This window comes from Streptomyces sp. NPDC048504, assembly GCF_043200035.1.
Classification (GTDB): domain Bacteria; phylum Actinomycetota; class Actinomycetes; order Streptomycetales; family Streptomycetaceae; genus Streptomyces.
In genome coordinates this window covers 392,072-409,670 of the sequence record NZ_JBICXA010000009.1, presented here as the reverse complement: position 1 = coordinate 409,670, position 17,599 = coordinate 392,072, and the positions used below count along the sequence as shown (strand labels likewise).

Annotated in this window: 18 protein-coding genes and 1 pseudogene; 6 read left to right on the top strand and 13 right to left on the bottom strand. The window is 71.9% G+C overall.

Annotated elements, in window-relative coordinates; translation table 11 throughout:
• Window positions 1-35 precede the first annotated feature (35 nt).
• From ACGFY9_RS24545 to ACGFY9_RS24530, 4 genes are read right to left on the bottom strand one after another with little or no spacing between them, the layout of a single operon-like run.
• Window positions 36-1,424, bottom strand: a complete 1,389-nt coding sequence (locus ACGFY9_RS24545) for a sensor histidine kinase (RefSeq protein WP_393757364.1) — start codon at window positions 1,422-1,424, stop codon at window positions 36-38.
• Window positions 1,421-2,083, bottom strand: coding sequence for a response regulator transcription factor (locus tag ACGFY9_RS24540; protein ID WP_393757362.1), 663 nt, complete (start codon window positions 2,081-2,083; stop codon window positions 1,421-1,423). The genes ACGFY9_RS24545 and ACGFY9_RS24540 overlap by 4 nt, the downstream gene beginning before the upstream one ends.
• 31 nt (window positions 2,084-2,114) lie before the next feature.
• Entirely contained in the window at window positions 2,115-2,720 is a 606-nt protein-coding gene (locus ACGFY9_RS24535) for a phosphatase PAP2 family protein (RefSeq protein ID WP_393757360.1), read from the bottom strand.
• Window positions 2,717-3,385, bottom strand: coding sequence for a DedA family protein (locus tag ACGFY9_RS24530; protein WP_393757358.1), 669 nt, complete (start codon window positions 3,383-3,385; stop codon window positions 2,717-2,719). The genes ACGFY9_RS24535 and ACGFY9_RS24530 overlap by 4 nt, the downstream gene beginning before the upstream one ends.
• A 124-nt stretch (window positions 3,386-3,509) precedes the next feature.
• Here ACGFY9_RS24530 and ACGFY9_RS24525 point away from each other — a divergent pair, with 124 nt between their 5' ends.
• Window positions 3,510-3,881, top strand: a complete 372-nt coding sequence (locus ACGFY9_RS24525) for a BlaI/MecI/CopY family transcriptional regulator (protein ID WP_393757356.1) — start codon at window positions 3,510-3,512, stop codon at window positions 3,879-3,881.
• Between the two features lie 261 nt (window positions 3,882-4,142).
• Here ACGFY9_RS24525 and ACGFY9_RS24520 read toward each other — a convergent pair whose 3' ends face one another.
• Complete coding sequence (locus tag ACGFY9_RS24520) at window positions 4,143-4,805, bottom strand: response regulator (RefSeq protein WP_393757355.1); 663 nt, start codon at window positions 4,803-4,805, stop codon at window positions 4,143-4,145.
• Window positions 4,802-5,965, bottom strand: a complete 1,164-nt coding sequence (locus tag ACGFY9_RS24515) for a sensor histidine kinase (RefSeq protein WP_393757353.1) — start codon at window positions 5,963-5,965, stop codon at window positions 4,802-4,804. The genes ACGFY9_RS24520 and ACGFY9_RS24515 overlap by 4 nt, the downstream gene beginning before the upstream one ends.
• 117 nt (window positions 5,966-6,082) lie before the next feature.
• Between ACGFY9_RS24515 and ACGFY9_RS24510 the strand changes: the two genes are divergently transcribed.
• The 3 genes from ACGFY9_RS24510 to ACGFY9_RS24500 all read left to right on the top strand — a co-directional run bounded on the left by ACGFY9_RS24510 (window position 6,083) and on the right by ACGFY9_RS24500 (window position 8,316).
• The gene (locus tag ACGFY9_RS24510) at window positions 6,083-6,883 is read left to right on the top strand and encodes a hypothetical protein (protein WP_393757351.1); all 801 of its coding nucleotides are present in this window, start codon (window positions 6,083-6,085) and stop codon (window positions 6,881-6,883) included.
• A 144-nt stretch (window positions 6,884-7,027) separates the two neighbouring features.
• On the top strand, window positions 7,028-7,390 hold the full coding sequence (locus ACGFY9_RS24505) for a BlaI/MecI/CopY family transcriptional regulator (RefSeq protein WP_393757349.1): 363 nt from the start codon (window positions 7,028-7,030) through the stop codon (window positions 7,388-7,390).
• Window positions 7,387-8,316: a M48 family metalloprotease gene (locus ACGFY9_RS24500; protein ID WP_393757347.1), complete on the top strand. Its 930-nt coding sequence runs from the start codon at window positions 7,387-7,389 to the stop codon at window positions 8,314-8,316. The genes ACGFY9_RS24505 and ACGFY9_RS24500 overlap by 4 nt, the downstream gene beginning before the upstream one ends.
• 120 nt (window positions 8,317-8,436) lie before the next feature.
• Here ACGFY9_RS24500 and ACGFY9_RS24495 read toward each other — a convergent pair whose 3' ends face one another.
• From ACGFY9_RS24495 to ACGFY9_RS24465, 7 genes are all read right to left on the bottom strand, one after another.
• Window positions 8,437-8,586, bottom strand: a complete 150-nt coding sequence (locus tag ACGFY9_RS24495) for a hypothetical protein (protein ID WP_393757345.1) — start codon at window positions 8,584-8,586, stop codon at window positions 8,437-8,439.
• A 16-nt stretch (window positions 8,587-8,602) separates the two neighbouring features.
• Window positions 8,603-9,481, bottom strand: coding sequence for an ABC transporter permease (locus tag ACGFY9_RS24490; protein WP_393757343.1), 879 nt, complete (start codon window positions 9,479-9,481; stop codon window positions 8,603-8,605).
• 320 nt (window positions 9,482-9,801) lie between these two features.
• Window positions 9,802-10,530 (bottom strand): response regulator transcription factor, encoded by a 729-nt coding sequence (locus tag ACGFY9_RS24485; protein ID WP_393757341.1) that lies wholly within the window; start codon window positions 10,528-10,530, stop codon window positions 9,802-9,804.
• 47 nt (window positions 10,531-10,577) lie between these two features.
• Complete coding sequence (locus tag ACGFY9_RS24480; protein ID WP_393757339.1) at window positions 10,578-13,226, bottom strand: FtsX-like permease family protein; 2,649 nt, start codon at window positions 13,224-13,226, stop codon at window positions 10,578-10,580.
• Window positions 13,223-13,885 carry an ABC transporter ATP-binding protein gene (locus ACGFY9_RS24475; protein WP_393757337.1) on the bottom strand — a complete coding sequence of 221 codons (663 nt, stop codon included), beginning with the start codon at window positions 13,883-13,885 and terminating at the stop codon, window positions 13,223-13,225. Before ACGFY9_RS24475 ends, ACGFY9_RS24480 begins: the two co-directional genes overlap by 4 nt.
• Window positions 13,886-14,019: 134 nt before the next feature.
• A complete protein-coding gene (locus ACGFY9_RS24470; protein ID WP_393757436.1) occupies window positions 14,020-14,727 on the bottom strand; it encodes an ABC transporter ATP-binding protein in 708 nt (235 codons plus the stop codon).
• Window positions 14,728-14,732: 5 nt separating this feature from the next.
• Window positions 14,733-15,368, bottom strand: coding sequence for a hypothetical protein (locus ACGFY9_RS24465; protein WP_393757336.1), 636 nt, complete (start codon window positions 15,366-15,368; stop codon window positions 14,733-14,735).
• A 156-nt stretch (window positions 15,369-15,524) separates the two neighbouring features.
• Between ACGFY9_RS24465 and ACGFY9_RS24460 the strand changes: the two genes are divergently transcribed.
• The gene (locus ACGFY9_RS24460) at window positions 15,525-16,835 is read left to right on the top strand and encodes a sensor histidine kinase (RefSeq protein WP_393757334.1); all 1,311 of its coding nucleotides are present in this window, start codon (window positions 15,525-15,527) and stop codon (window positions 16,833-16,835) included.
• A gap of 278 nt (window positions 16,836-17,113) precedes the next feature.
• Window positions 17,114-17,512 (top strand): annotated as a pseudogene (locus ACGFY9_RS24455) (GtrA family protein); the annotation flags it as partial.
• Window positions 17,513-17,599: the final 87 nt, after the last annotated feature.

The following is a 17,599-nucleotide window of genomic DNA, read 5'->3' as shown; positions in this document are numbered from 1 at the left end:
GGCAGGAACGCCGATATCGCCGAGCGCAGCCGCTCTCACCCGGCAGGCAGGCTGACCACGAACCGCGCCCCTGGCGTGTGCCCGGGATCGTAGGTCACGTCGCCGCCCGCGGATCGGGCCAGGCGTCGTGCCAGCGGCAGTCCGAGGCCCGCGCCGCCGTGTCCGTCGTCGGGATCGGCGCGTCGACCGGGCTCGAAGAGCTGTCGGGCGAACGAGGTCGGCACGCCGGGGCCGTCGTCGATGACGTCGACTCGTGCGCCGTTGGGCGCGTGGCACGCCTGGAGGGTGACGCCGGAGCGGGCGTAGCGGCAGGCGTTGGTGAGGAGTGGGCTGACGATGCGTTCGAGGAGGGCGGGTGGGACTCCGGCGGTCAGGTGGGGTCCGTCGATGATCAGCGTCAAGTGGCTTGGCGTGTCGAGGGTTTCGGCGAGGCGGCGCAGCGTGGGCAGGACCTCGGCGGTGCCCGGCGCGGTGAGGGTGCCGTCGCGGGCGTCGTCCAGGAGGGTGTCGCAGATGGTGCGCATGGACTCGGCGGCGTCCGCGATGACCTGGTGGGTGGCGTGAGTCTGGTCGGCGGTGCGGGGGTGGGCCTGCCACCAGTCGAGCTCGGCGATGATCCGGCTCAGGGGCGTACGCAGTTCGTGCGAGAGTTCGCCGGTGAGCTGACGTTCGTGGCGCAGAAGGGTGCGGATGCGGTCCAGCAGGGCGTCCAACGACGTGCCGAGACGGGCGAGTTCGGCCGGGTGGTGCATGCTGTCGAACCGTTCCTCGGAGGCGGTCGCGCTCCACTGGGTGGCCTGGTCGGTCATCGTGCGGACGGGGCGCAGCGCGCGGCCGACGGCCAGCCGGGTCAGGGCGTAGGTGCAGGCGAGCATGAGGGCGTCCAGGGCGAGGGACCCCACGAGCAGGGTGTCGGCCGAACTGCGGTAGGGGGAGAGGTCCAGCGCGGTGACCACCGTGGCGCGGTTCCCGGCTCCCGGTACCTGGTGGGAGCACAGGCGCAGGGGGCGATGGACCGTGGTGGTGAGGCACCGCTGTCCGCCCCGCGCGGCGAGCGTGTCGGCGACCCGGGTCAACGGGCCTGCGGCCGGCGGCTGTTCGAGCAGGTGCCGTCCGGAGTAGATCCACACGTTGGCGTCGAGGAGGTCGTCGTGAGAGGTCTCCAGGACACGTACCTTCGTGCCGCTGGTGTCGATCGTCGTCGCGACGGCGGCGGCGCGGGCGCGCAACTCGTCGTCCGCCTGGTGCTGGAGGCGGCGCTGGGCCACGGCGTTGAAGGCGACCGTGAGGACCAGCATCAGCAGCGTGGCCGTGATGAGGGCCACCAGAGAGAGCCGGCCGCGCAGCGTGCGGGGTGCCAGGCGGTGGAGAAGGGCAGTCCCGGTCGCGGCGGACCGTCGCGGCTGGTGATGGCTGTCGCTCATGACAGGCGATGACCGATGCCGCGGGCCGTGCCGATCGTGCGGTCGCTGCCCGCCTCGCGGAGTTTGCGGCGCAGGCGGGTCAGGTACTGGTCGAGGGTGTTGTCGTGAACCTGGGCACCTTCGGGCCAGCCCGCCCGAACCAGGTCGCGGCGGCTCACGACTCCACCGGCAGCCGCCATGAGCGCGGCCAGAATACGGAACTCGGTCGGCGTCAGGTCTACGGGAGTGTCCCGGACGGTGACCGTGTGCCGGACGGCGTCCAGGGCCAGGTCTCCTGCCCGGGTGGCGGGCGGCGGGGCGGCTCGCTTGAGGGCTGCCCGCAGTCGGGCCGCGAGTTCGGGGAGGTGGAACGGCTTGGGAAGGTAGTCGTCGCCCCCGGCCGAGAATCCGGACAGGCGGTCGGTGAGCCGGTGATGGGCGGTCAGGAAGATGACGGGGGAGAGGAATCCATTCGCGCGCATCGCCTGGCACACGTCCCGCCCATCGGCGTCGGGCAGCCCGATGTCGAGTACGGCGGCGGAGACGTCGGGGGTGGCCAGGCGCAGGGCGGTCGCGCCGTCCGGAGCGGCGACGGGGTCGAAGTCCTCGTCGCGCAGTCCGCGCATCAGCACGTCCCGCAGGGCGTGATCGTCCTCGACGACCAGGATCGTCCGGCGCATGGTTCTCCCTACTGTTCTCGACTGTTCTCGCTCATTGCGCCGCCAGCAGCGGACGCAGACGGGTGGCCGTGAGTCGCAGGGCCAGCACCCCTGCGCTCCTGCGCACTGCAGGCATGACGAGCAGCGCGGTGAGGGCGCCCACAGCGACTCCTGCCATCACGTCGTGCGGGTAGTGCACGCCGACCCAGACCCGCGAAGCGGCCATCGCTCCGGCGGCCACAACGGCGATCGCGCCGAGTCGGCGGGAGACGAACAGCAGGGCGATGGCGGCCGCGATGGCGATGGCCGTGTGGTTGCTGGGGAAGGACCAGTCGCCGGGCGCCGGACACGCCTCCAGTGTGGCCACGTGCAGACTCTGGCAGGGGCGGTCCTCACGTACCAGCAGCTTCAGCGCCGCGTCCACTCCGAAGGCCGCGACCACGACGAAAGGCACGGCGAGCGCGGTCACCGACACGGTCGCGTTCACCCGCCGGGCACGCCACCAGCCGACGACCATCAGGACGGCGAACAAGGCGAGTCCGTACGTCGACCATGCCGACACGGTGTCGTCCAGCCAGGCCGGAGAGTGGCGGGCGAGGTTCACCACATCGGTGTACGCCGAGCCGTCGATGGACGAGCCGTCGAGGGCGCGGATCATCCGCGGATCTCCTTCGCCTTCGCGTCCCTGCGTGAGCGGTACACCTCGGCGGCGAGTGGGATCAGGGACAGGGTCACGATCACGGCGACCATCGGCAGCAGGTACCGGTCCACGTTCGGCACGGACGAGCCCAGCGCGTAGCCCGCCAGGGTGAGACCCAGGCTCCACACCAGTCCGCCGGTCACCTGCCACACGGTGAATGTCCGCACCGGTACCCCGAGGGCGCCCGCCATCGGGTTCAGGACCGTGCGCACCACCGGTACGAAGCGGGCCAGCACGATCGCCTTCGCGTACCCATACCGCTCCAGCAGTTCCTCAGCCCGTTTCGCCCCCTCGTGCAAGCGGGCCGAGCGGCTGCGGGCCAGCAGGGCGCCGCCCGCTCGTCGGCCCAGGAGGTAGCCGCACTGCGAGCCCGCCACCGCCCCCACCGCCGCCGCGACCAGGAGCGGGGCGAGCGACAGCTTCAGGCCGCGGTCGGCGGCGCCGGTACACAGCAGACCCGCCGTGAACAGCAGCGAGTCGCCGGGGAGGAAGAAACCGATCAGCAGCCCCGTCTCGGCGAACAGCACCACACCCACGCCCAGCACGCCGAAGGCGGACAGCAGGGACCGGGCGTCCAGCACATTGACAGCGAGCTGCGACGCCAGGTGCATGGCTGTGGTCATCGTGGAGCCCCTTCATTTCTTCGTCTGGAGCGTCGGATCGCTGCCACGCTTCCATCCGTCAAGCGACTACAATCCTGTAGACGGTCTACTGAACTGTAGACGAAGTCAGGGTGAGGACCTTCCCATGACCCACGCGAGTTACGAGAGGCGGTCGGCCGGGGAGCTGGAGACCGCCGTCATGGTCGCGCTGCGGGACGCCGGAGCCCCGCTCACGCCAGGACGGGTGCGGAGCGAACTCGGCTTCGGCCTGGCCCGGACGACGGTGGCGACGACGCTGGCCCGTCTGCACGAGAAGGGCGTCGTCAGCCGAGAGCGCCAGGGGCGCGGCTACGCCTACCTCCCCGTGGAGGACGCCCCCGGCCTGACCGCCCGGCGCATGCACACCGAACTCGACCGGGACACCGACCGGGAGACGGTCCTGGCCCGCTTCGTCGCCCAGCTCGGCTCCGGCGAAGAGCAGCTCCTGCGACGGCTCCTGGAGCGTGACGAGCGATGACCACTGTGCTGCCCGTACCGCCGGCCCTGCCGCTCTCTCCTGGATCGGAACCAGATCGGCACGCCCACAGGCTGAATGCGTTTTCGCGACCCGGGTGACCGGCAACAGCCGGGCATGGTCCGGCTCGGCGCACCGTCAGGGTCTGCCCCGGAGGGATGCCTCTTCGCAGTCCGCGACCGAGTGCCGTAGGACGGGACGAGCGCCTGCCCGTTCCGCGCCTGCATTCCCGACAATCGATCACGAGAAGGGCGAGACTTCAGGCTATCCGCCGTGCGTGCGCAGTTGATGTTCGTAGGCGAAGATCACGACCTGGACCCGGTCGCGGAGCTGCAGCTTGGTGAGGATGCGGGTGATGTGGGTCTTGACGGTGGCCTCGGTGAGGAAGAGGCGTTCCGCGATCTCGGCGTTCGAGAGGCCTGCGGCGATGAGGTGGAACACCTCCCTTTCGCGGGCGGTGAGTTGGGGGAAGCGCGTGCCCGCGTCGTCGGCGTGGGGCCAGGGCGCGATCTGGGCGAAGCGGTCGACGAGACCGCGGGTGATGCGCGGGGTGAGGACGGCGTCGCCGGAGGCCACGGCGCGGATCGCCGCCTGCAGCACGGCCGGGACGACGTCCTTGAGGAGGAATCCGCAGGCTCCGGCGCGGAGGCCCTGGAAGGCGTACTCGTCGAGGTCGAAGGTGGTGAGGATGAGGACGCGGCAGGGCGAGGTGGCCGTGATGCGCCGGGTCGCCTCGATGCCGTCCATGACGGGCATCCGTACGTCCATGAGCACCACGTCCGGGAGCGTGCGCCGCGCGAGGTCGACCGCCTCCTCCCCGTTGGCGGCTTCGCCGACGACGGTGATCCCCGGCATCGTGTCGAGGAGGCTGCGGAAGGCCATGCGGACGAGTGCCTGGTCGTCGGCGAGGAGGACGGAGATGGTCATCGCGGTTCCCCCAGCTTCAGTTCTCCGGAGACGGCCCATCCGGAGCCGGTGGGTCCCGCCCGGAGGGCGCCGTCGAACATGGCGACCCGTTCCCGCATCCCGGTCAGTCCGTTCCCGGCATGCCCTTCGGAGCCGGTCCCGGGGGCCGGTCTGCCGTCGTCGGTGACGCTGAAGCCGACCAGGTCACCGCCGCAGTGCAGGACGACGTCCACCGTCGAGGCGTCCCGGGCGTGCTTGACGACGTTCGTGAGTGACTCCTGGAGGATCCGGTAGAGCGTCGTCTGTGCCTCGGCGCTCAGGGTCTCCGGGCTGCCGGTCTCGGTCAGCCGTACGTCCAGGCCGGTGCCGCGGGCCTCGTCCACCAGAGCCTTGAGCGAGCCGAGGTCCGGCTGCGGGGCCCGTTCGCCGCCGTCGTCGGCCCGCAGGACGCCGAGGAGGCGGCGCATTCCGGCGAGGGACTGCCGGCCGGTCGACGCGGCCTGGAGCATCTTCGCGCGGGCACCCTCCGGATCGGTCGCCGTGGTCGCGGCGGCGGCCTCGGAGAGGGCGACGACGACGACCAGGCCGTGGGCGACGATGTCGTGCATCTCCCGCGCGATCCGGGTGCGTTCGGCCGCCGCTGCGAGCTGCGCCTGCTGGGCGCGCTCCTGTTCCAGGCGCTCCGCGCGGTCCTCGATGGAGGCGAGGTAGCGGCGCTGCGCCCGCACGGTGGTGCCGAGGAAGAACGCCGCGGCGGCCAGCCCGCTGAGGATGACGAAGGCGTCGTTGACACTTCCGGCCGGCGCGAACCGCACCGCCACCAGGACGACGCCGAGTTCGACGGCCGCCGCGGCGGTAAGCGAGTGCCGCAGACCTCGGTGGGCGGCGACCGTGTAGAGCGCGACGAGCACCGCGAACTCGGAGAACGAGACCGTACCCAGTGCCCAGGTCCCCATCGCCACGGCCCAGCAGAACCAGAACACGGCGACCGGAGCCCGGCGGCGCAGCACGAGGGGACAGATCACCGCGAGCGCCAGCACCCAGTTCAGCACTCCGGACCGGTTGTAGAGCAACTCGTGCGACGCGGCGACGGCACACAGGACGGGCGGCCCGAGGAGCAGGACGAGGGAGAGCGGCGGGCGGTCCCGGAACAGTCGGTGCGCCGGCTGGAGGTGCTTCACCCCGCCGACATTACGGACGGGCGGTCCCAGCGACATCAATCGAAGGTCTTACATCCGCCGGAAAGTGACCACCATCGTTGGATGCGCCGGCCCCGGGGTCGCTTCTAGCTTCGCGATATGAGAACACGACCAGCGACCATGGCCATGAAAGTGCCGGAGATCACCCTCATCTTCTGGATCGCGAAACTGTGCACCACCGGATTCGGCGAGTCCTTCTCCGACTACGTCTTCTTCAACGACTACATCGGACAGCACGCGGCCATGCTCATGGGCCTCGGCCTGCTCCTCGTATGCCTGACCGCGCAGTTCGCCACCACCAAATACACCCCGTGGGTCTACTGGCTCGCGGTGACGGCCGTGAGCATTTTCGGGACCATGTCGGCGGACTTCCTGAACAAGGATCTGGGGATGCCGCTCTACGCCTCCACGCTGATGCTGGTGGCCGTCCAGGCCGGCGTCTTCGCCGCCTGGTACGCGACACAGCGCACCCTGGACGTGCACAGCATCAACAACCGTCTGCGGGAGCTGTTCTACTGGCTGACCGTCCTGTGCACCTTCGCCCTGGGAACAGCCGCGGGCGATTTCGCGGCCGTGACCCTGGGGCTGGGCACCTTGGCCTCGTCCTTCGCCTTTCTGGGGATCATTCTGATTCCGGCGGCCGGTTATCGCTGGTTCCGTGCGAACGAAGTCCTGGCATTCTGGTTCGCCTACACCATCACCCGCCCGCTGGGTGCCTCCGTCGCGGACTGGCTTTCCGTACCCGCCCCTTATGGGGACGGGCTTCAATTGGGCACCGGACCCATCAGCCTCGTCCTTGGGATTCTCCTCGCGGGAGTCGTCGGAATGATCGGATCACGACACGGCCGGGCCGATTCCCTGGAGGCGGCGCCCATGGAGGCGGTCGCCGAGGAGCGTTGACTACGTCCTGGTGTTTCAGGCGGTAGCAGTGGCGGCCGCGTGCGCCCGACGCGCGTCCTGTCCGTAGGCAGCGCCAGGTAACCGACTACAATTTTGTAGACCGTCTGTTGAACCGCAGACGTTGGCGGAGTGAGGACGTTCCCCATGACCGACGAGAGGCGGCCGGCCGGTGAGCTCGAAGCCGCCGTCATGGCTGTGCTGTTGACCGCCGGTGTCCCGCTCACGCCGGGGCGGGTGCAGACCGGGCTCGGCTTCGGACTGGCCCGCACGACGGTGACGACGATTTTGACCCGCCTGCATGAGAAGGGCGTCGTCAGCCGTGCACGGCAGGGCCGGGGATACGCCTACTCTCCGGTGCAGGACGCTCCCGGTCTGACCGCCCGGCGCATGCACACCGTTCTCGACCGGGACACCGACCGGGAGACGGTCCTGGCCCGCTTCGTCGCCCAGCTCAACCCCGGCGACGAGGAGTTCCTGCGCCGGCTTCTGGAGGGTGACGAGCGATGACGGCTCTGCTGCTCGTACCGCTGGTCCTGCCCTTCCTCGCGCCGAGGCTGGCCCGCCGAACCTTCGACCGTCTGGCCCCCGCCACCGCGCTGTGGGTTCTCACCGCCTCGGCCCTTGCGCTGGCGGGGGCGTGCGTCGCAGCTCTCGGGGCCCTGGTTCTGACGGGACTGCTGACGTTCCCCGCCTTCGCCGCCCTCGGTGAACTCGTTCACCCCCTGCGCACCCCCTCGGACTACCTCGTCCTCCCCGCCGCCGCGGCGGCCACCGGAGTGCTCACCCTCGGCGCCTGGACCCTCGTGCGCTCGGCCTTCCTGCAGACTCGCGCCTTCCGTACTGCCCGAACACAGGCCGACCGCCGCCCTGCCGCCGGCGACCTGTGCGTCGTCGACTCACCCCATCCGGACGCGTACGCCTTGCCCGGACGGCCCCACCGGATCGTCGTCACCACCGCGATGCTGCGCAGCCTGGGACCCGCCGAGCGCGAAGCCCTCTTCGCCCATGAACGCGCTCACAACCGGGCCGGCCACCACTACTTCCTGGCCGCCTGCGAACTCTCCGCCCACGGTCACCCCGCGCTGCGCGCCGTCCGCGACACCATTCGGCTCGCCGCCGAGCGGGACGCCGACGAGGCCGCTGCCGCCGCCATCGGCGACCGGCGCCTGATCGCCACGGCCATCGCCCGCGCCGCGCTGGCCAGCCACGCCGCGCGGTCCGCCCGCCCGGACTTCGCGCCTGCGGCGACGACCGGCCCCGTTCCGCAGCGCGTCACCGCACTCCTCGAAACCTCCGAGGGGCGCTCGCGCCGCTCGCGCTGGACCGCGTTCCTCCTCGTGGCCTGCACGGTCCTGTCGGTCGCTGCCGGAACAACCGGCGTCGTCGCCTTTCACCACCAGGTCGAGATCGCCCAGGGCGAGGAGGGCCCATGATCGGTTCGGCCCGGCGACCGACCGGCGCGCTCCTTCCCGTGCCGCGCACTTCACGCTGGGGGACTTGAGCTTCTCGCGATACGGCGGGCAGGTCGTCGGTGTCCACCTGCCCGCACCGGTTCACGCGGCTGTTGCCGTGAGGGGCCGGGTGGCCGCGAGGGCGGTGCCGTAGTGGCGCGGCAGCAGGGTGGCGGTGGCGGCGAGGCCGGGGAGCAGGCCGAGTCCGACCTGGTCGCGGGTGCTCAGCCACCCCACGACCCTGACTGCCATGACCGAGAGGCGCCTCTCACGGCGCCTGCGTCCAGCCCGGCTGCTCGGGTCCGGTCCGTCGCCGAGGAGTGAGCCAGGGGATCCGCAAGTGACGTGGGTCGGGTGCCTTCTCATGGCGCGGCAGATCGGTGATGCGGGCGCGTGCGATCAGCTCCAGGGTGGTGGCGACGGCGACCGCCTGAACGGCCATCAGAGCGATGAGAACGAACAACTGCACCGCGCCCGCCGTGACGGGGTCGGCTCCGCCGAGCAGCATGCCGACGAACGCGCCGGGCAGTGTGACCAGCCCGACCGTCCGGGTCTGGTCGAGCCCCGGCACGAGCGCCTCCGAAGCAGCCGAACGGGCGATCTCCACCCTGGCGTCGCGATCCATCATGCCCAGTGCGAGCGCGGCTTCGACCTCGCCGTGACGCAGCCTCAGCACTGCCAGGCTCTGCCGTCCGGCCAGGACCGTGGCTGTCATCGCGCCGCCGATCAGGATGCCGGTGACCGGGATCATCGTGATACCGGTCACCGGCACGAGGCCGGTGGACAGCAGCAGCGAGACAGCGGGTACGACGCCTGCCGCGATCGGCACGGCCGTCCACCACCACGTGCTGTCGGAGGTGATGCGGCGGCCGGCCGTACGCACGGCGACGGTGAACATCAGCGCCAGGAACACGGGCAGTCCGGTGGGGGAGTGGGCGACCCACCCGATGGCCACGGAGACCAGCACGAGCTGGACGGCCGCGCGCAGACCGGCGGTCACCATCTCCCTGGCCTGGCTGGTGCCCTGATCGGGCGTCAGCTTGGCGAGGGCGGCCACGGCGACGGCGGCGGCGAGAAGGACGGCCAGGACCCAGGCGAGAGTCGCGTTGACCGGGAGCAAAGCGGCCGAGGCTGTCAGCAATGGCATCACCGTGGAAGGGTCCGGATCTGGCTGCGACCGTGCTCGGGCTGAGTCGGTTGCACGGGAGGGCTGTTCAGAGGGCGATGCTCCGGCCCTCGTCTGGGGGCGTAGTGCGGTCAGGAAGCGTCCCTGACCCCGCGTCCCCCTGTCTGCGCCTTGAAAGCGGCATGACCGTCGTCACGCAAGCGACGGTGCCCACGAGCAGCGGCACGGCCACGTGCAGTCTACAGATCTGTAGACACTTAAAGAAGCCTGCCCTGACTCACCACCGCAAGGGGTGGGCCGCAGCGGCCGAACTTGCCCGTATCGCCAGGGAGATGGGCCCGTCAGAGTTCCAGGCGGTAGCCGTGTCCCCGCAGGGTGGTGATGCGGGGCAGGCTGCCGGCGTGGGCCGAGGTGTCGGCGGCCTCGGTGAGGTGGCGGCGCAGGCCGGCCATGGTGACGTCGAGGGTCTTGGTGGAGCCGAACCAGTTCTCGTCCCAGACCTCGGCCATCAGGGTCTCCCGGGAGACGGCCTCACCCGGGTGCTGGGCGAGGACGGCGAGCAGGTCGAACTCCTTGGGGCGGAGCGGGACTTCCTCGTCGTGGAGGGTGCAACGGCGGGCGGAGACGTCGAGGACGAGGTCTGCCAGCCGGACGGGTTCCGGTGGCGGCGAGGCGACGGCACGGCGGCGCAGGTGGGCGCGGAGCCGGGCGAGCAGCACGGAGAGGCTGAAGGGTTTGACGAGGTAGTCGTCGGCTCCGGCGTCCAGCCCGGCGATCACGTCGATGTCGTCGGTGCGCGCGGTGAGGACGATGATCAGCAGGTCGGGACGGCGGGCGCGCAGGACGCGGGCGACGTCGAGGCCGTCCATGTCGGGCAGGCCCAGGTCGAGGAGCAGCACGTCGTACGAGGACCGGGCGGCCTCGGCCAGGGCGCCGGAGCCGGTGCGGCTCCAGGTGGGTGCGTAGCCGTTGCCGCGCAGGCCGGTGTGGAGGTGGCGGCCGATGGTGTCGTCGTCCTCGACTACCAGGACGCGCGGGCGGCCGCGGTCGGCGGTGGCGGGCATGCGCATGGGCGACAGCCTAGAAGCGGGCGGCTCGCAGCTCCGGTACGGCGCGGTCACAGGTCGCGCAGTTCCTCGACGGCCGGGCGTCCGGCGCTGCGGATGCCGTTGAGGGCGGCGGCCAGTACGGCGGCCACCGCGGCGCCCGCGGTCAGGATCAGGTAGCCGGAGGGCACGGACAGGCTCGCCGGGGGTGGGTCGAAGACGCCCGTGAGGACCTTCACCAGCATCTCGGACAGCGCCCAGCCGATGAGCGCGCCGCCCGCAAGGCCGCCCGCGGTCAGCAGCAGGGCCTCGGTGAGGACCATGCCGCGCAGTTGGGCGGGTTTCGCGCCGAGCACGGTGGCGATGGCGAAGGTGCGGCGGCGTTCGGCCAGGCCGAGGGCGAGGACGAGTCCGCCCGCTCCGGCGGAGAGCAGTACGGCGAAGGCGAGTTCGATGCGGGTCAGGCCGGCCAGGTCGACGGAGGTGAGGCTGGTGCCCACCGCGCCGCGGGTCTGGGTGAGGTCGGTGACGGTGGCGCCGGTGCCGAGCTGTTGGCGCAGGTGGGCGGCGATCTGCTGCTGGTGGGTGCCGCCGGTGTCGAGCAGGAACGCGCCGACCGCGTCGCTGCCGGTCGCCTTCGCCACGTAAGCGGCGTTGGCGACGAAGAAGCTGTCCTTGGGGGCGGTGGGGAACTCCTTGACGATTCCGGCGTAGTGGAAGGGGACGGTGCGCAGGGCCTTGGTGCGGGCGTCCTGGACGCGGAGGTTGACGGTGTCGCCGGGGGAGAGCTGGAAGTCGTGGACGGTCTCCACGCTGACCAGGAGGTTGTCGGGGCGCCCGGCGAGACGCTGCATGAGCTGGTGGGCGGTGCCGCCGGAGAAGTAGGCGTCCTGGAGCGAGGTGGCACCGGCGATGGTGTCGGGGCGGACGCCGTAGAGATCCTGGAGGTCGGAGCCGACGTAGGCGAAGCGGTGCTGGACGGGCTCGACGTGTCGTACGCCGGAGACCTTCAGCGTGTTCGCGGCGGCGGGCGGGACGTGGGCGCCGGGGGGTTCGGTGACCGTGACGTCGGCGCCGTTGGTCAACCGGGCGTCGGCCTCGGCCTGTTGGCGGTAGGTGGCGTTGAAGACGGCGGTGGAGATCGCGAAGGACACCGCGAGGGCGAGCAGCACCACGGAGCGGGCCAGCGGGCGGCGGCGCCGGGACAGTACGGCGGCCGTGGTGCCGGCGAGAGTGGCGGTCAGCGGGCGGGCGAGACGGGCCAGGGCCGGGCGGCCGTGGGTGAGGGCGAGCAGGGTCAGGCGCCACAGCAGCAGGGCGGCGCCGATCCACAGCAGGGCCGGGCCGAGGAAGGCCCAGTAGGAGACGGAGAGGGTGGGCACGCCCTCGGGGGCCAGGACGAGGGCGTACTGGTTGCCGGAGGAGGCGCGGAAGACCAGCCACGAGCCGATGAGCAGTGCGAAGTCGAGGCCGTAGCGCATCCACCAGGGGGAGCGGGTGGCCCGTACGCCGCTCTCCTTGCGGGTGTCGGCGACGGTCACCGAGCGCAGGTCGCGCAGGGCGGGGACGAGGACGGCGCAGGCGGCCACGGCGGCGCCGAGGACGAAGGCGATGCCGTACCAGATGACCCAACTGGCCGCGTTCGCGCCGAAGGAGGCGGCGCCGAAGGCGAGGCGTCCGGTCAGTGCCGCGATGCCCAGACCGGCGGCTCCGCCCACGCCGCCCACGAGTGCGGCTTCCAGGCCCGCGAGCGCGGTGATCTGACGGGGGCGCAGCCCGCGCAGCCGCAGCAACCCCTGTTCCTGGCGGCGCCGTTGGCCGCCCGCCGAGGCGACCGCGGCGGTCAGCGCGGCGGCCAGGACGGCGCCGGGGACGCCGAGGAAGAGGAAGAGGATCTGGGCGTAGAGGGCGTCCTGGCGGGCGGAGTCGAGGGCGGCTCCGACGTTGTCGCCGACCAGGGCGCCGCCCGCGGTCTTGGCTTCGAGGTGGTGGGCGGCGCCGGTCACGGTGCTGAAGGCGGCGGCCGGGTCGGCGGGCAGGCCGGCGTCGCGGGCGACGTGGATCTGGGTGGTGAGGGCGGTGGCGCCGCGGGTGAGGGAGGCGAACCGGGCGGCGGGCAGGAGGATGACGTTGTCGGGGGGTGCGGTCGGCTGGGACTGGGTGGGCGCGCCGACCTTCTGGAACAGGGAGTCGGCCTGGGGCAGGTCGACCACGCCGTCCACGCGCACCTGGCGCGGTCCGGTGCCCGGCAGTTGGATCGTGACGGTGTCGCCGGGGGAGGCGTGCAGGTTGGAGGCGGTCTGCTGGGCGAGCAGCACGCCGTCGGGCGAGCCGGAGAGGGTGCGGATCGCGTCGGGGAACAGGTGGCGGTAGCCGGGTGGCAGGCCGAGGGCCATGCCGGGGCCGGTGGTCTGGGTGCTGCCCTGCACCCGGGCGGTGAAGCCGGTGGTGTGGGCGTATCCGACGGGGAGGGCGGCCCGGGTGCCGGGGTCGGTGCGGACCTGCCGCAGAACGGAGTTGGGGTCCGCGCCGGGCTGCACCTCGACCTGCCAGTCCACGGCGACGGAGCGGACGGCGCGCTGGGTCATGGTCGCCTTCGAGGCGGTGAGGAAGGAGCCGAGGGCGGCGACCAGGGCGACGGCGAGCGCGATGCCGGTCATGGCGGCCAGCAGCCGGCCGGCTCGATGGCGGGCCAGACTCCTTGCCCACGAGGTGATCATGGCGTGTCCTCCGGTGCGAGCAGCCGTCCGTCGCGCATGGCCCGCCGGACAGTGAGCCGGGCGGCGACGGCGGGGTCGTGGGTGGTGACGACGAGGGCGGCGCCCGTGCGGTCCGCCGCCGTGAGCAGAGCGTCCAGGACGCGGGTACCGGTGGCGTGGTCGAGGCGGCCGGTGGGTTCGTCGGCGAGGATCAGGCGTGGTTCCTGGGCGAGTACGCGGGCCACGGCGACCCGCTGGGCCTGCCCGCCGGAGATCTCCTCGGGCAGCCGGTCGGCGAGATCGGCCGCCCCGACCAGACCGAGGGCCTCGGCGACCGGACGACGCGTCTGTGCCTCCGACCGGCCGCCGAGGACGAGGGGAAGCGCCGTGTTCTCCGCTACGTCCAGGGCGGGGACGAGGCTGTCGGCCTGGAACACCAGCCCGATGTCGGCGCTCCCGTCGAGGCCGGGCCAGGAGACGGCGCCGCTGGTGGGGCGTTCGAGCCCGGCCAGCAGATGCAGCAGGGACGACTTCCCCGACCCGGACGGGCCTACGATCGCCAGCCGGTCGCCGGGCCGGACGTTCAGGTCGGTCCCGTGCACGGCCACCACCGCCGTCGTGCCGCGTCCGAAGGTCAGTGCCGCGTCTTGGCAGAGGACGAGCGTGTCAGTGCCGGACATCGCTTGCCTCCGGTGTTTCCCGCGTTCGCGCGTCGGTCAGGGCGATGAGCCGGTCGGTCGTGTGCATGAGCACCATTGCCGTCTGGCCGCGTCCGAAGGTCGGTGCCGCGTCTTGGCAAGCGACGAGGAGTACCTCAGTGCCGGACATCGCTCGCCTCCCGTGTTTCCCGGGCCTGCCCGTCCTCCAGGGCGATCACCCGGTCGGCGATCCGGACGGCCTCCGCGCTGTGCGTGACGATCAGTACCGCGCAGCCGTCCGCGGCCCGCTCCCGGACCATCCGCAGTACCAACTGCTCGGTGCAGCCGTCGAGTTCACCGGTCGGTTCGTCGGCCAGCAGTACGGCGGGGGAGTTCGCGAGGGCCACGGCCAGCCCGGCGCGTGCCAGTTCTCCGCCGGACAGCTGGCGCGGCAGGGCGCGGGTCCGCCGACCCAGCCCCACCTGCTCCAGCAGCGCCTCGGCCGCGACAGCGGGACGGCCGCGTACGGCCCGCTGGGCCAGGCGGATGTTGTCCCGCACGGTCAGGTGCGGCAGCAGGTTGCGGCTCTGGAGCAGGACGCCGATGTGGCGGGCGCGCAGCCGGGCCCGCTCGGTCTCCGGCCGGTGGCTGATACGGACACCGTCCACATGGACGTCGCCGCCGGAGGGTTCGTCGAGTCCGGCCAGGCACGCCAGCAGGGTGGACTTGCCCGCTCCCGAGGGGCCGACGACGGCGACCGTCTCGCCGCGCCGCACCGTCAGCGACACTCCGCGCAGGGCCAGGGTCTCCTCCTCGCCCGCGCGGTAGAAGCGGTACAGCTCGCGGGCGGTGAGGGCGTCGTCGTTGTACGACCGGGTGGGCATGACGGTCACCGCCACGCGAAGGAGTCGCTGACGATCCGCCACGGGTCGACGTTGTCCGCGTTGACCGGACCGGACAACGTCAGGTCCACCTCGTGGCCCTGCCGGTAGAAGGCGTACCGCTCGAACGCGTCCCGCACCACCTTGCCGGTGACCGGGTCCTTGGCGGAGTCGCCCTGGTAGGTCAGCCGGACGACACGGCCGGCGTGCCGGGTCACCTCGGTCACCTTCGGCGCCGCGAACTTCGGTACCTGCGCCTTGAGTTGGGGCACGACGGTGTTCGTGACGGAGCCGACCGTGGGCGTCGCGGAGGCGGCGGCCGTGGTGACGCGGACGGTGTTCAGCTTGTCCGTGAACACGGTCGTGGCGCCCTGCCCGGTGCGGGCCCAGCCCTCGGGCACCTTCACCGTGAAACCGGTGAAGCCGCCGGCGGGACGGTAGGCCACGTACACCTGGTTGTCGGGGATGTCGCCGGGCGGATTCGACTCGGTGGGCGCCGGATTCGCCTGCTTGCCGCCACCCCCGGCTGCCGAAGCGGACGGGGCAGAACCCGAACCCGAGTGCGAGCCGGAGCCCGAACACCCGCTGATCACCGCCGCGACCAGCACCAGCCCTACGGCGGCGGATGTGCGTACAGGAGCCATGGCCACTGCCCTCCCGGAAAGCCTGCGACCGGGGATCGGTCATGGCACCGACGCTAGGAGGCGGCCGGTTAACGCCCGGCACGCCGACGGTTAGACGACGGCAAAAGCGCGTGGCGCACCACCTCCGGGCAGGCCGGCGGCCCGCAGGATGAAGGCATGAGACAGCGTGTGGTGCGCGTCGCCCTCACCGCCGCCCTGGTCGCCGTGGTCCTCCTCGCCGTCCCGCTGGCCCTGGCCATCAGGTCGTCCCTGTACGCCGACCAGCGCGACACCCTGGAGCGCGCGGCTCTGTCGGGTGCCGTGCGGGTCAGTCCGGACTACACGACCGGCGATCCGGTCGAACTGCCTGCGCCGCCGGCCGGAGGGCGTCTCGGTCTGTACGACACCCACCTGAGCCTGCGGGCGGGCAGCGGCCCCAGGACCGGTGACGCGGCGGTGCGGCGGGCTTTCGGCGCGACGGTGGTGCGCGGTCACTCGGGCGGTGACCTCACCGTCACCGTGCCGGTGTCGCACGCCGAGCAGGTCATCGGCGTAGTCCGCGCCTCCTCGCCCACCGACGCCGTACGCGCCCGCGTCCTCGCCGCGTGGGCCGTCCTCGCCTGTGCCTGTGCCCTCGCCCTGACCGTGGCGGTCCTGGTCGCCCGCCGCCAGGCGCGGGCCCTGGCCGCCCCGTTGGAAGACCTCTCCCGCCACAGCCGGGCCGTCACCGCCGGCGACCTGAGCGCACGCGCCACGCCCAGCAGCATCGCCGAGATCGACCAGGTCGCCCGCACCCACAACGAGATGCTGCACAGTCTCACCGAACTCCTGCGCCACGAACGGGACTTCACCGCCAATGCCTCCCACCAGCTGCGCACCCCGCTGACCGGACTGCAACTCACCCTGGAGGCGGGCCTCGCCCAGGACGACGACACCCGGCTGCGCCCGGCGCTGGAGGAGGCGCTGGCCACCACCCGTCGCCTGCACGGCACGGTGGAGGAGGTGCTACGACTGTCCCGATCCCCTGGCATGCCCGGCACTCGGGCCCCTTCCGTGCCGGTCGCACGGCTGCTGAGGGAGACCGAGAACCACTGGCACGGGCTGTTCGCCCGCGACGGCAGGCGGCTGCTGTGCACGACGGGTGACACGCCGGACGACGCCCGCGTCCCCGGTGCCCCGGTCGCCGAGATCCTCGGCATCCTGCTGGACAACGCGCGCGTGCACGGCCGAGGCACCGTCCACCTCACGGTCCGCGACCTCGGCAATGCCCTCGCCTTCGACGTCGCCGACGAGGGCGGGATCGAGACGACCCGGCCCTTCGAGCGCGGACACACCCGTGACGGGGAAGGAGAGGGCATCGGCCTCGCCCTGGCCCGGGACCTGACCGTCGCCCTCGGCGGCAGACTCTCGCTGACCAGCCGCCGCCCCACCACCTTCACCGTGCTGGTGCCGGTCCGTCAGGACGAGGCAGGGGACGGCAGCGACTGACGACGCCGGTACGACCGGAGCGATGGAGCTGTGGTGCCTGTGGGTCGCAGTGAACGGCCGATGCTCGCCCGGCGCTTGGTCGCCGTCCTCGCACGCTGTCCGCACCCCCACGCTCGAAAACGGCGGCCCCCTCGAACCACACCTGTCGGGCACGCCGGTGCGATATCACGGTCCCGCGCAGACGTCCGCGATACGGTTCCGCGGAAGATCACGCCACGGGAGGAGGCTCGGCACCCGTGCGTCCGGTGAACACAGCGGATGAGGCGGACACGAAGCGCATGGAGCATTCCGCGCTGCTTCGGGAGGTCGTCAGGTTCGGTGCCGTCGGCGGGCTGGGCGTCGGGGTGAATCTCGCCGTGTTCAACCTCAGCCGAGCGGTCACGTCGATGCCTGTGGTGCGATGCAGCGTCATCGCGACCAGCGTGGCGATGGTCTTCAACTACCTGGGTTTCCGGTATTTCGCCTATCGGCACCGGGACCCCCGGGGCCGTGCCGTGGAGTTCGGTCTCTTCTGTCTCTTCAGCGTCGTCGGCCTGGTCATCGAGAACGGGGTGCTGTACGTCGCGACGTACGACTTCGGCTGGGACTCGGCGCTTGAGAGCAACCTCTTCAAGATCGCGGGGATCGCGTGCGCGACCCTCTTCCGCTTCTGGTCCTACCGCACCTGGGTGTTCCGGGTGCAACGCTGAGGGCGGCCTCGTCGGGCCGCACCCGACGCCGCCGTCAGCGCAGCTGCGGGTGAGCGGGCGTCGGTGGAACGCCGG